The organism is Bacillus daqingensis (genome assembly GCF_042654445.1).
GTDB lineage: Bacteria > Bacillota > Bacilli > Bacillales > Salisediminibacteriaceae > Alkalicoccus > Alkalicoccus luteus.
The window spans coordinates 83276-97018 of record NZ_JBHSGK010000001.1 but is presented as its reverse complement, the minus strand read 5'-3'; the positions used below and the strand labels follow the sequence as shown (position 1 = coordinate 97018).

Sequence of the window (13743 nt, the reverse complement as noted above, 5' to 3'; positions counted from 1 at the left end):
TTTTAAGTGAATAACCTTACACCTGCCTGTATCTGCGGACCCTCGCTTTCTGGAGGGAACGGCTCGGCTTTCCCTCCTGCTGTCGAAAGCGCTGGATCTTCGCCTCGTTCTGATCCTCCAGGAGTGGAGGCCCTTCAATGTCGGCAGCTGGCAATGCGTTTCACGTGCCTGAGACTGCACGATCGGCTTCTGTACAGATAGAACCTTCCCGATTTGACGTTTCGATGTTGAATCAGGGTGCCCTTACTTCCTGCAATTCAGTATAATAAGTAAGCAGAGGGGAAAGACAACAAAACGAATAAACATGTAAGTTGAAAGACTTCTTCAAAAGCTTGGAAGCCGGCGGCCCATCAGGACCCTCGGCTTCTTCTGTCTGATTCAACCGACCTTCTGTAACGAATCAGCTGTCCAGCTCGAGCAGCTCTTCTATTTCTTCTCGGCCGAGCGTTTTCAGCATGGTCTCACCCGGTTGGACGACACGGTCCAGCAAGTCTCTCTTCCGTGCCTGCATTTCGTGAATTTTTTCTTCGATCGTGCCTGCAGCGATCATCTTCGTTACTTGCACGACCTTTTTTTGGCCAAATCGGTACACGCGGTCTGCTGCCTGGTCTTCTACAGCCGGATTCCACCACGAGTCAAATAGAATAACCGTGTCGCCGCCAGTGAGATTCAAGCCGGTTCCACCTGCTTTTAACGAGACGAGAAACAGGTCATGTTCTCCGCTGTTAAACCGCTCTGCCATCTGAACGCGCTCTTCGCCAGGCGTCTTTCCGTCCAAATAAAAATAATCGGCACCTCTTTTGTCAAAGCGCTCCTTCATCAAAGCGAGCATCGTCGTAAACTGACTGAAAATCACGATCCTTCTGCCGTTTACAAGTGCCTCCTCCGTATATTCCATCAGACGCTCCAGCTTCTCCGAGCCTCCTTCGTAATCCTCCATAAACATACCCGGATGCGAACAGATCTGTCTTAATCTTGTCAGGCCGGCAAGGATTTGCATGCTTTTTTCCTTCCAGCTGTCCGTCAGTCTCGCTTCAGAAGCTTCTTTTCTTAAAAGCTGCAGCTGCGTCGAGTACAATGTTCGCTGCGCCTGTGTGAGTTCTGTATATTCCACACTTTCCAGCTTTTCAGGCAGCTCCCGCAGCACATCTCTTTTTCTCCTTCTTAAAATAAACGGACGGATTCTTGCGGCAACCGCTGACTCTTCCAGTGATTGAAACGCCTCTTTTCCAGGAAACAAGCCCGGGAGCACAATTTGGAAAATGGAGTATAGCTCTTCCAATGCGTTTTCGATCGGTGTCCCGCTCAGCGCAAAGGCCGTCTTGCAGTGCAGATCGCGCACTGCTTTTGCAGTTTTTGTGCCCGCATTTTTGACGTTTTGAGCCTCATCTAAAATCAAGACATCAAAATGACGTTCGCAAAACATCGAATGGTCGCGCCGAATCACTGGATACGAACTGATCAGCACATCCCGATCAGCATATTGTGTGAACTGCGCTTCACGCTCGGATTTTGCACCGCCTATAATACCTGCCGTCAAATGCGGTGCAAAGCGTTCAAGCTCTTTCTTCCAATTATACGTGACACTCGACGGGCAAAGAATCAACGCTTGCTTCAACGGTCCCCGTTCTTTTCTTCCAGCTAAAAAGGCGATCGTCTGCAGTGTTTTTCCGAGCCCCATATCATCGGCGAGAACGCCTCCAAACCCGTAGTAATCCAGCGATGTCATCCACTGATAACCAGTTTTTTGATAGTCCCGCATATCCGCCAGAAGCTGCTCCGGCTCCTCAAAATCGATATCCGACGGATCCAGCAGCCGCTGGATCAGCTTTTGAAACGAGTCTGTACGGGCAGACAGAATACGCGCTTCCTCTAAATGAAAGGCCTCTTTAAGCGGCATTGTCATTGACGCAGAGGGCTTTCCTCCGACCGCCGTCCGATAGCGCTCCATCAGCTCGCGCACCGCATCAAAGCTGACGTCATGCAGCGGGATATACGTGCCGTCCTGGCGTTCATAATAGCGGCGCCCTTCCATCACTGCTTCGACAATGGCATCAAGCTCATCCTGCGGTACAGCTTCAGTGGAGATATGCACACTGAGCTCGCCGGTCCCCTCATCGACTTCAGCAGTTACTTCCGGCGCTTCTTCCGGCAAATAAATTAGATCACGGAGCGATGCAGGGAGATACACTTCAAATTCCTCGGAGAGAACGGGAAGCCAGCTGCTTAAAAAATACAGCAGATCAGGAAAATGGTCGATAAACAGCTCGGTCCCGTTATACTTCAGCGGCGCTTCCTCAATGAGAGCCATAAGCTGGTATTCCTTTTTCATGTCTCTGACGATAATACGCTCTCCGCGGCTTTCGTTCTCACGAAATGGATTGATCTCCTCATGGCCGTATTGAAAGATCACTTGCGCTGTCAGCCTGCTGGCTGCGTAATCAAGCAGCAGCCGGGCTTTTAACGGAATCATATCAATTTTATGATCCAAAGCCTCCGCTGTCTGTACAGTTCCCACCGCCTTGAGCTGAGGCAGCAGGACAGACGCAAGCGGTTCAAGATAGGTACTGCTGAACGTAATGATCGGCTGATCTGCAAGCGACAGCTGAAAATACAGTTTTTCGATCACGCTTCGCTGCTCCTCCGGAATCCACAAAAATCGGTTTTTGTAATAGCAGACAGGATAGCTGCTCCCAAAATACTGCAGCTGGTGACCATTTTTCCAATGAAGTGTATAGGCACCCTCCTGCACTTCCTCCGCTTCAAATCGGAACGGCTTCTCCATGTCCTCCAGCCGAAAAGGCTGTTTCTGTCCTTCTGCCGCTAAAACAACGACGTTTCGGCCCTTTAATAAACGTAAAAAAGAAGCGGCAAACGGAGCAGGAATATCAAAGCTCCTCATGTCTCCTTCTTTTCTGACAGCATACCGGTCCTCATACATTTGCTGCACATTCACAAGAACTGATGCTTCTCGAAGAAGGGCAAGATCATCTTCATCTACTGCGTGTTCTTCCGGATAAAACGAAAATTTCTCTGTGAACCGATAAGCTTCTCCAGCCTGAACAGCATGGAGAAAGTCGGGCAGGCTGCGTACGATATACAATCGTTCAGTTCCGGCCTTGAGCTCCAGCTCGATGCTCCCAGGCGCTTCCTCATAGAACGATGGATACAGCTTCAACTCAAATTGGATCTGCAGCTTCGTTCTCTCAAACCGATCTACAGACGCAGCTGGTGGAACGAACAGGGATTCAAATTCTGCTAGCAGCGCGGCAGTTTCCCGATCCTGCCAGCTGCTGACGGCCTGCGGCTCAGGAGCTGTAAAAGACGGATCCCGTTCTGCAAGCCATGCGTGAATTCGGTTTTCGCCCATATACAGCAGGGCAGCCAATATGTGCACACAAACACCGGATCTGTCACAGCTGCATGCTGTCTGCTTGATTTCCATCATCGAATCCGGGTATATATCGACGGCAAACCGCTGCCTGTAGCGCTCTACATAAATCCTGAACCGTTTTTTCTCCTGGTCCCAGAGCATTTCTTTTACGCTTTCTTCCTGATGATAGACTTGCGCGATTTTTAGTTGCTCAGGCGCCTGCACCTCATGCTGCAGCGCGTCCGCTGTTAATTCCGTTAAACGCAATTCCGTTCCTCCTCCTTGTACAGAGCGCCCTGTACTCAGCCGATACGGACCGAGCTAAACACTACCCTTCATCATATCAAAAAAACGCAGAGCCGGAAAATATGTGAGCAGGTAAAGCGCTCTGCCTGCAGAGGAGTACGCTTTTCAGCTTTGATCAGCAATACCCCGAATCAGTCGACGTGCACCGTCCTGCTGCAAAAGACGTTTTGTTATTTACCGCCACGACAAAAGAAGAACCCTCCAGAGAGGGTTCTTCGATGCGGGTGCCTTCTAGCTCCAAGCAGTCCAGTTACTTTCGGGAATCCGGCCGCTCCAGTTCAAATATCGTGCCGAGACCGGCATACTGCTTGCCGCCAAGGCGTGAAACAGGCTTCCACATATCCGAGCGGACGCGTCCATTATCCAGCAGCTTGTCTTCGATTTCATAGTGCACGATGCGGCCGAGAATAAGGTCTGTTGCCGATTCTTCCCCTTCAATGATAAGGTGACGTTCGAGACGGCATTCCAGCCTTATCGGGGATTCCTTTAACGACGGTACAGCGACAACATGGCTGGGATCCGGTGTCATTCCAGCCCGAACGACTTCACTCTCGTCCGGCTTCAGCGACGCAGACGCCTCGTTCGCCTGTTCTACGTTTTTTTCCGTGACAACGTGAACAACGAATTCGTTTAACTTGAGAATATTGCGGCATGTATCCTTTTGCTGGCCTTCTTTGCGGCCGATTGCGATCGAAATCAGCGGCGGATCGGCGGATACGATGTTGAAATAGCTGAACGGCGCTGCATTCAGAACACCTGCTTCCGACAATGAAGTCACGAGTGCTATTGGACGGGGAGTCACAAGGGACGTAAGCAGCCGGTAATTTTCTTTTTTTCCAAGCTCCTCCGGATTCAGCCCTTTCATGAGCTGCTATCCGCATGTTCTTTATAAAACGAAGCAGCCTGCTCGACTTCATCCCGAGTCAGCTGATGCCCCATCTGTGCCCAGTACAATTTGATTGCTGCTCCTTTATCCTTCAAGTGGCCGTAGAGTTCTTCTGTTTCCTCCGGCGGACAGATTGGATCGTTTGAACCTGCACCGATGAACACCGGCAGTCCGCTCATATCCGGGAGATTAAGATCTCGTATCGGAACCATCGGGTGAAATAGAAAAGCAGATTGAAACGGCCGCTCATAGTGATACAGCAGACTGGCGGCTATATTTGCTCCATTCGAATACCCAACTGCTGTCACGTGCTCCCGCTCAAATCCATATTCAGCGGCCGCTTCATCAATAAAATCGTGCAGCTCTTTTGTACGGAACTTTAAATCTTCTTCATCAAAAACCCCTTCGCGAAGTCTTCTAAAAAACCGGTTCATCCCGTTCTCATCTACATTTCCGCGAACTCCCAGTACAGCCGCATTGGGATCTATCATATCAGCAAGCGGCAGCAAATCTTCCTCATTCCCTCCCGTGCCGTGCAGCAGGAGGAGGGTTTTCTTGCTTCCGGATTTTGATTCTTTAAATACGTGCTTCATTTGTTTTCACACCTTCCACTTTAAAAAAGTAAGCAATATAAAAAGTATACTGTTTTCATTCCCCATAATGCAACCTGTTAACCGTTTTAACTCAATGAAAGCAGGATAGTATAAATTGTGCCATTATTCAGATAAAATAAGATCAGCTGCCTGGCAGCAGATCTTGCATGAGAGGATGATCAAGTTGAAGAAAGCTGTGGAATCTGTACTGGTAAACGAATTTGTCGATGGCATCCTTGATCCTTCCCGGGAAATGATCGGTCCTGTAAAGGACGGCGGGCATATTATTGCCAATACGTCTCCCGGCTGCTGGGGTCCGATGATCACTCCCAGCCTGAAGGGCGGTCATGAAGTAACAAAACCGGTTTATGTGGAAGGAGCAGAACCAGGCGATACGATTGTGATCTCCATTAAGTCTATTCGCGTCACATCGATTGCGACAGCTTCCGGAAATGACAAACCTGTAGAGGGACGTTTTCTGGGGGACCCTTTTGTCGCAGTTCAATGTCCGGACTGCGGGCTGATGCACCCGGAAACAGAACTGAAAGGTACCGGTCAGACAGCAGTTCGCTGCAAAGCATGCGGAGCAGACGTCACTCCTTTCCAGTTTACTAATGCATATACGATGACATTTGATGACAAAAAATCAATCGGACTCACGCTTGATCAGGAAGGAGCTCAGGAAGTTGCTGAAAATGGCAAGCATTTTATGGCAACGCCGGAAAACTCGATCCAAAATCCGATTGTGGCCTTCGGCCCTCATGACATTCAAGGTCTTGCTGCTCGCGTCCGCCCATTTCTCGGCCAGCTTGGCACCACCCCTTCGATCCCATTTCCTGACTCTCACAATGCCGGTGATTTTGGCTCCTTTCTCGTAGGTGCTCCTCATGAGTTTGCGCTTACCGAAGAGGAGCTGGACCATCGCACAGACGGGCATATGGATATCAGCCGCGCCCGGGAAGGCGCTGTCGTGCTCGCTCCTGTCAAGGTGCCGGGCGGCGGTGTTTATCTTGGCGATATGCACGCTATGCAGGGAGATGGAGAAATCGCCGGTCATACGACGGACGTCTCAGGAATCGTTACGCTTCAAGTGCGTGTTATAAAAGGGCTGAAGCTGGAAGGTCCAATTCTTTTGCCGGTTTATGAAGACCTTCCTTACCTCGCCAGGCCATTTACAGAAGCTGAACGCGAAGAAGTGATCCGCCTTGCCTCCTGCTGGAAAATGACGGACAAACTCGAATCCTCCCTGCCCCTTTCATTTGTCGGCACAGGTCCTGATTTAAATCAGGCTACCGCCAACGGCATGGAACGTGCTGCTTCTTTGCTCGGTATAACGGTTCCTGAAGTCATGAACCGGACTACTGTTACCGGATCCATTGAAATAGGCCGGCATCCGGGTGTTGTGACCATTACGTTTCTCGTCCCTATTCCGCTGCTTGAAAAAGTAAAGCTCGATTATACGGCAATCGAACAGTACGGCCCTCCCGCCGGAAACAGCTGACTTTCGCTTCATTGCCTGCGCCTGTTAAATGCGGTACACTTTCATACAGATTATGAAAAAGGTTGGGTGTCCCCTTATGCTGAAACAGGCTCAGGAAACGTTAAAAACCTATTACGGCCATGATTCCTTCCGGCCGGGTCAGGAAGCTGTCCTGACCCGGCTGTTTGACGGCAGACATACGATGGGCATGATGCCGACCGGAGGCGGTAAATCTGTCTGCTATCAGATTCCGTCCCTGCTTTTTTCTGGCGTCACCCTCGTGATTTCTCCTTTAATTTCATTGATGAAGGACCAAGTGGATGAATTAAGAGAAGCAGGAATCAATGCCACCTACATTAACAGCTCTCTCTCGTTTGAAGAAACCGGGAAACGGCTGGACGAGATTCGCCTGGGGCTGCAAAAGCTCGTTTATATTGCACCGGAGCGATTGGAATCTCCTTCGTTTATGAAAATGCTTCAACAGCTGCCTATCTCCATGATCGCAGTCGACGAAGCCCACTGCCTCTCGCAGTGGGGGCACGATTTCAGACCGAGCTACATGCGTATTCCAGAGCTGATAGCCAGACTGCCTGGTCGGCCAGTCGTCCTGGCCTTAACGGCCACCGCGACAAAAGAAGTAGCTGCTGATATTTGCTCTGCCCTGCATATTGAATCAGACAGCGTAATCCGTACTGGATTTGCACGGGATAACCTCTCCTTTCACGTGTTAAAGGGGACGGACCGTGACCAGTATCTGCTGGACTACGTAAAAAAAGATGCAGAAGCTTCAGGAATCATTTACTGTGCGACCCGTAAAGAAGTGGAACGGCTCACCGATCTCCTCCAAAAAAACGGTATCGAAGCTGGAAAATACCATGGGGGGATGGATAACGAAGAACGGCGCCAGGCTCAAGAGCTTTTCGTTTACGATGTGGTGAAAGTAATGGTCGCGACAAATGCGTTTGGAATGGGAATTAACAAGTCAAACGTCCGGTACGTGATTCACCGGCAGCTGCCACGCAATATTGAAAGCTATTATCAGGAAGCCGGGCGCGCAGGCCGTGACGGTGCCGCCAGTGAATGTCTGCTGCTCTTCTCCCCCCAGGACGCCCAGATTCAACAGTTCCTGATTGACCAGTCGCAAATGAGCGACGAACGAAAGGAAATGGAATTCCAGAAACTGCAGAAAATGCTGCACTACTGTCATGCAGAAAGCTGTCTGCAGCAGTATATTCTGGACTATTTCGATGATTACGGCACAGAGCCTTGCGGAAGATGTTCAGAGTGTGTCGACGAGCGATCCAGAGAAGACATAACCAAGGAAGCACAGATGGTGTTCTCCTGTATGAGACGAATGGGCGAACGATTCGGTAAAACGGTCATAGCCCAGGTTCTGACAGGTTCTAGAAATCAAAAGATCAAAGAGTGGCGTTTTGACCAGCTGTCCACCTTTGGACTTATGAAGCAGTATTCCCAAAAGGAGGTCGCGCAGCTTATCGATTTTCTTGCAGCCAGCCGTTACCTTGAGCTTTCCGGCGGAGGCTATCCGGTCCCAAAGCTGTCCGAAAAAGTTCTTCCTGTTCTCCGCGGTGAAGCCGCGGTTTACCGGAAAAAAGCACTTCGGCCGCAGCAGGCTTCTGCTGATCATCCGCTCTTTCCAATTCTTCGCAGTCTCAGAAGCGAGCTTGCCCGAGCTCACGAGGTGGCTCCATACATGGTTTTCTCGGATCAGACGCTCCATGAGATTTGCGCCCGCCTCCCGCAGACAGAAGAGGAGATGCTGGCCGTCCGAGGTGTTGGCACGAACAAAATGTACACCTACGGCAAACGATTCCTTAAAGCGGTCAACGATTATATGGCATCTGAATCCACGGCTCCACGAATGGCGGCGTCCGCGAAGCAGAAAGACGGAAAAAGCTATGAAGAAACAGCAGCGATGTTTATTGAAGGACATAGCCCGGAAGCGATCAGCACAGCTCGCGGTCTGAAAGAGACAACCGTCCTTCAGCATCTCATCGAAGCTTGGGAGAACGACTGGGATGTAGACCTCTCCGAACTCGTTGAGGAGGATGAAGTGGCACTTGTAGAAGAAGTAATCGATCGAGTCGGTCTGGAAGATGGCTTAAAGCCTGTAAAAGAACATCTCCCGGAAGATATCAGTTATTTCACCGTAAAAGTCACCGCGCTGCTTCAATCCGCAGGACTCCGATCCTAGAGGATCAGAACGAGGCGAAGATCCAGCACTTCCGACGGAAGAAGGGAAAGCTAGTGTCCACAGATTCAGGCAGGTGCAACGTTATTCACTTAAAATGACTTTATCCACACTCTGAAGAAGCCGGCTGCAAAAAGCAGCCGGCTTCTTTATCTAACAGTGCCCGCTTTAAAGCCTTGTCAATTACCGTGGTCCGGCAGCGGTGACGAAGGGTCGTGCTCTTTGGAAGACTGGCCTGTAAATGGACAGATCGATGCCTTTCGGTAGGCGAAACGCGGACTTTTTTCTTCATCATTATACGCTTCATGAAATACGTGAACAGCAGCAGGTGACATCGGTGGAATCAGCCATGTCCAATCGCCGGTAACCGCTCTTCCAGCCTTTTTTTCCTTATCACAAAAGATGCGGAACTGCTCCGCTGCAGTATGATGATCCACGAGGCTGACCCCTTCCTCATGAAAGGAATAAATCACGGCGCGATTTAATTCAACGAGCGCCCGGTCCTTCCATAGCGATGCAGGCTTAGCTGTATCCAGACCGAACACACTAGCCACTGCTTCAAGACAGTTGTAGCGCCATGTATCAGCCAAATTCCGCGCACCGATCTCTGTTCCCATATACCACCCGTTGAAAGGAGAACATGGATAAACGATACCGCCAATTTCAATTTCCATATCTGCAATCGCCGGTACGGCATACCATTTCAGCTGCAAATTTGAAAAAGCCTCCTCTTCCGGATGCCGAAGCGGGACTTCCAATGCCTCTTCTGCTTCCCATTCATACAGATGGATGCTGCCATCCCGCTTTTGAATCAAGAGCGGAAGGATATCGAAATCAGTCCCTTTCCCTTTCCACCCAGCGGCCTGCGCCTGCTTAGTCAATGCTGCGGAAGCCGGGTCTCCTCTGCCATCCTCATACCCGGCGTAGCGAATCAGCTGATGATTCAGCAGCTGCCATTCTGGCGGTTTACCAGGCTGTGAAGGAGGGAATATCGTCATGGCCGGCCTGATTTTACCGCCGTTTGTCGTATACCGCAGATGCTTCCGGCACGCACTAATCACTTCATCCGGCGTATTGACGTGCCGTTTATCAAAGACGGTAAGCGTATCCCAAAAAAGTCTGCCGATGCACTTGTTTGCATTCCGCCAGGCCGCCTTTGCTCCAAAAGCCAGCTCCTCAGCTGTTTGCACATACGTACCAGTCGCTTCAATTTCCTGATAAACATCGTTTAAACGGTCTGCCAATCCAGTCTTTCCCTGCTCCGTATAATACTGATGTAAGAAGGATTGTGCAGCCTGCTCGAGCGTCATTTCCACATGATTTCCTCCTGACTGTCCAGCGAAGCTGTTAATATGATAGTATAAGGAACATCAGTGCTACTGCAAGAACGAGCACGATTGTTCACAAATTAATCACGTTTGACCCGCTGGGGGTGCACCATGTGCTGAGACAGAAACTATTTTCTGATCCCCTTGAACCTGATCTGGCGTAATACCAGCGTAGGAAAGTGGATGAAAGCAGCCGTTTTCCGGACTGATCCAGCTTCCGACGAAAACGGCTTTTTTCTATTCCGCTGCGCACGACATTATATACGTGAAGGAGTGAAAGCATGACGAATCAAGTCCTCGCTCTGCGAAATCTAATTAAGAGCGACGCCCCATTAATTCATAACATTACGAATGTCGTAGTGACTAACTTTACTGCCAACGGCCTCTATGCGGCAGGCGCGAAACCAGTAATGGCATATGCTCCCGAGGAAGCCGCAGATATGGCTTCTGCAGCAGACGCGCTAGTCCTGAACATCGGCACGCTTTCAAGCGCCACAAATGAGGCGATGCTTCTGGCCGGAAAAGCGGCAAATAAACATGGAAAACCAGTCATCCTCGATCCAGTCGGAGCAGGCGCTACCTCGTTTCGGACAGAATCTGCTGCCATGCTCTTAAAGGAGCTCGACATCGCGCTTATCCGCGGGAACAGCGGGGAAATTGCAAGTCTTGCCGGGTCAGAAGCAGTTGTAAGAGGCGTAGATGCCTCTGCTGCTCCTGATGACGCGTCGCAATCTGCGGTAAAGCTTGCACGCTCCCAGCAGACGACTGTCTGCATGACAGGCGAAGTCGACGTCATTACAGACGGCAGCAGCATGATCACCGTTCATAACGGTTCTCCCTCGCTCCAGGATGTCACCGGTGCAGGATGTCTGCTGTCCTCCATTGCGGCAGCTTTTATCAGCCGGGCGGCTTCTCCGCTTGAAGGCGCAGCCGCAGCCTGCGCCTATTACGGCGTATGTGCAGAAGCAGCCGCAGCCAGACAACCATATGCAGGTCCAGGTCATTTTCAAATCCATCTGCTCGACATGCTTCAGCAGCTGACAGACGAACAGCTTGAGCAGCAACTTATTCTGAAGGAGGCATCATTATGAAAACAGCATTGACAATTGCCGGTTCTGACAGCGGCGGCGGAGCAGGAATTCAAGCCGACTTAAAAACATTTCAGGAGCTTGGCGTTTTTGGCACAAGTGCCATTACTGCTCTGACAGCTCAAAATACGGTAGGCGTTCAGGGTGTCTTCCCGGCTTCTCCAGAAGCGCTCGAAGCACAAATCACCTCCGTATTGGATGACATCGGCGCACACAGCGTAAAAACCGGTATGCTGTTCGATTCCGAACGAATTGAAATCACCGCCTCCTTTGCAGCTGAAGGCAGGCTCCCTGCGTTGGTCGTTGATCCTGTTATGGTGTCCACGACCGGAGCCGAGCTGTTGAAGGAAGAAGCCCGGACCACGATGACAGAGAAGCTTTTTCCTCATGCCTCGTTGATCACGCCAAATATTCCGGAGGCTGAAATGATCACCGGAATGTCGGGCAGTTCGCTGCAAGTTCGTAAAGAAATGGCCCGTGAACTGTTAAAATTTGGTTCAGAGGCTGTGTTATTAAAGGGAGGTCATGAACCCGATGCTGCCACAATCACCGATATTCTATTCGATGGAGCTGAATTTCACTATTTAAGCGTCGAAAAAATCGAAACAAAACATACGCACGGCACCGGCTGCACGTATGCTGCTGCCGTTGCTGCCTATCTCGCTCAAGGAAAATCCATGAAAGATGCTGTTTTTGCAGCAAAGCAGTTTATTCACCAGGCGATCCTTCATGCGCACTCTGTCGGTGAAGGAGCTGGGCCCGTTCACCATGCAGCTCACCGGACGGCGGATAAACCATTTATCAAAATGGAGGTTGAACAGACGTGACCCAGTTCGCAAAGGAAAGGCTTGCTGTTTACTTTATAGCAGGTACGCAAAATACAGACCGGCCGCTTCCGGAGCTTGTGTTTGAAGCGCTTCGAGGCGGAGTAACGATGTTCCAGCTGCGTGAAAAGGGAACTGGGAGTCTGCAGGATGAGGACGAACGCCTGGTACTTGCAAAGGAACTAAAAGAACTGTGTGCCCGGTTTCATGTGCCGTTTATCGTAAATGATGATATCGAACTGGCTCTGGCCTCAGATGCTGATGGACTCCATATCGGACAAGATGATGCGGATCCGGCTGAAGCACGGCGCAGGATTGGAGCACAGAAAATACTTGGTGTCTCCGCCCGTACGATTGCAGAGGCAGAAGCAGCTGCCGCCGTAGCCGATTACCTCGGCACAGGTCCCATGTACGCTACTTCGTCAAAGGAAGATGCGGAGAGTCCTGTAGGACCGGAGCGTATTCAGGAAATGCGAAACGCTGGTATCCATTTGCCGATAACCGCGATCGGCGGTATAACGCTCGATAACGCGAAGCCGGTATTGCGAGCCGGTGCTGATGGCGTTTCGGTAATTTCAGCGGTATCTGCAGCAGAAAACGCGGAGGCTGCTGCCTCCGCGCTTCTCTCCATCTATCGTTCCATTAACCGCTGATAAATCGCTGATACAGCCGGAGTGCCTTTTCCGTATTTGATAATCCGTGCATAAGGGCCCGCCCATCCCGAAATAACACGGTACGTGTTCCTTCGAGATCGAGCTGCAGCAGATACTCATTCTGCAGCTGGACGAGCGGCTTCAGTCTCTGAAGGACTTCTTCGATATCAACAGTCTGGGACGGTCTAACCTGAACTGTATCACGTCCGCATAGCACCGACAGCCTCGTTCCGCTGCCGTTCAAAAACGGGTAAACTGCCTCTTCGCCGCAAGAGGGGCAGTTTTTTTGCTTCATTTTAGAAGTTCCAATAACGTGTACCGCCGGTTCCCATAGATCAAACCGAACCATCCCGTCTCTAAGCTTGTCGAGGTTTCCGCTTAACAGCTTGAGCGCTTCTGCCGTTTGATAAGCGGCTGTCATCTGAACGACCGGTCCGAGAATACCTGCCGTATCGCACGTATCCCCTCCAGCCGGTACGGCGCCGACTATGCAGGAAAGACACGCTGTCTTTCCCGGAAGGATCGTACAGGCAAGTCCGCCGGAGGCAACACAAGCTCCATAAATCCAAGGGATGCTGTATTTGCTGCAAAAGTCATTCAGCAGAAGTCTCGTTTCAAAATTGTCCAGTCCGTCGAGAATCAAGTCCGCACCCTTAAAGGATGCCAGCAGTTCAGGCGTTATTTCACCGGTGATGCCTTTTATATGCACGCCGCTGTTTATCTGGCGAAGCCGCTCTTCTGCAGCTGTTGCTTTCGGCTTTTGCTCCAGCGCATCCTGCTCGGTATACAGCTGCTGGCGCTGTAAGTTCGAAGGCTCTACATAATCACGATCGACGATCGCCACAGAGCCGACGCCTGCCCGGACCATCGTTTCTGCAATCGCGCTTCCGAGCGCACCCGCTCCTGCGATCAAAACCGATGAATGGCTGATTTGTTTCTGGCCTTCCATGCCGATAGGTGCAAACAGCTCCTGCCGTGAATACCTGTCCTTCATCCAGCT

General features: G+C 50.8%; 10 protein-coding genes and 1 riboswitch. Of the genes, 5 read left to right on the top strand and 5 right to left on the bottom strand.

The annotated features are described in order from the left end of the window. Positions 1–400: 400 nt before the first annotated feature. The 3 genes from ACFO4L_RS00390 to ACFO4L_RS00380 form a co-directional block, all read right to left on the bottom strand. A complete protein-coding gene (locus ACFO4L_RS00390) occupies positions 401–3640 on the bottom strand; it encodes a DEAD/DEAH box helicase (protein WP_377907652.1) in 3240 nt (1079 codons plus the stop codon). Positions 3641–3929: 289 nt separating this feature from the next. Further along, positions 3930–4544, bottom strand: coding sequence for a flavin reductase family protein (locus tag ACFO4L_RS00385; protein WP_377907651.1), 615 nt, complete (start codon positions 4542–4544; stop codon positions 3930–3932). Further along, entirely contained in the window at positions 4541–5158 is a 618-nt protein-coding gene (locus tag ACFO4L_RS00380; protein ID WP_377907649.1) for an alpha/beta hydrolase, read from the bottom strand. Before ACFO4L_RS00380 ends, ACFO4L_RS00385 begins: the two co-directional genes overlap by 4 nt. Before the next feature lie 175 nt (positions 5159–5333). Here ACFO4L_RS00380 and ACFO4L_RS00375 point away from each other — a divergent pair, with 175 nt between their 5' ends. Beyond that, positions 5334–6659 carry an acetamidase/formamidase family protein gene (locus ACFO4L_RS00375; RefSeq protein WP_377907648.1) on the top strand — a complete coding sequence of 442 codons (1326 nt, stop codon included), beginning with the start codon at positions 5334–5336 and terminating at the stop codon, positions 6657–6659. Positions 6660–6735: 76 nt separating this feature from the next. Next, positions 6736–8853, top strand: coding sequence for a DNA helicase RecQ (recQ, locus tag ACFO4L_RS00370; protein WP_377907647.1), 2118 nt, complete (start codon positions 6736–6738; stop codon positions 8851–8853). Positions 8854–9029: 176 nt separating this feature from the next. Here the strand turns inward: recQ and ACFO4L_RS00365 are convergent, their stop codons facing one another. Further along, positions 9030–10160: a nitric oxide synthase oxygenase gene (locus ACFO4L_RS00365; protein ID WP_377907770.1), complete on the bottom strand. Its 1131-nt coding sequence runs from the start codon at positions 10158–10160 to the stop codon at positions 9030–9032. Positions 10161–10268: 108 nt separating this feature from the next. After that, positions 10269–10373: riboswitch (TPP riboswitch) on the top strand. Between the two features lie 86 nt (positions 10374–10459). Between ACFO4L_RS00365 and thiM the strand changes: the two genes are divergently transcribed. Genes thiM through thiE form a run of 3 tightly spaced genes read left to right on the top strand, consistent with a single transcriptional unit; the run spans position 10460 to position 12743 of the window. Then, on the top strand, positions 10460–11269 hold the full coding sequence (gene thiM / locus ACFO4L_RS00360; RefSeq protein WP_377907646.1) for a hydroxyethylthiazole kinase: 810 nt from the start codon (positions 10460–10462) through the stop codon (positions 11267–11269). Further along, positions 11266–12093 carry a bifunctional hydroxymethylpyrimidine kinase/phosphomethylpyrimidine kinase gene (gene thiD, locus ACFO4L_RS00355; protein ID WP_377907645.1) on the top strand — a complete coding sequence of 276 codons (828 nt, stop codon included), beginning with the start codon at positions 11266–11268 and terminating at the stop codon, positions 12091–12093. Before thiM ends, thiD begins: the two co-directional genes overlap by 4 nt. Then, positions 12090–12743 carry a thiamine phosphate synthase gene (gene thiE, locus ACFO4L_RS00350; RefSeq protein WP_377907644.1) on the top strand — a complete coding sequence of 218 codons (654 nt, stop codon included), beginning with the start codon at positions 12090–12092 and terminating at the stop codon, positions 12741–12743. Before thiD ends, thiE begins: the two co-directional genes overlap by 4 nt. On the opposite strand, the gene ACFO4L_RS00345 is transcribed toward thiE, so the two are convergent. Then, positions 12733–13737 carry a ThiF family adenylyltransferase gene (locus tag ACFO4L_RS00345; RefSeq protein ID WP_377907643.1) on the bottom strand — a complete coding sequence of 335 codons (1005 nt, stop codon included), beginning with the start codon at positions 13735–13737 and terminating at the stop codon, positions 12733–12735. The genes thiE and ACFO4L_RS00345 overlap by 11 nt on opposite strands. Positions 13738–13743 lie beyond the last annotated feature (6 nt).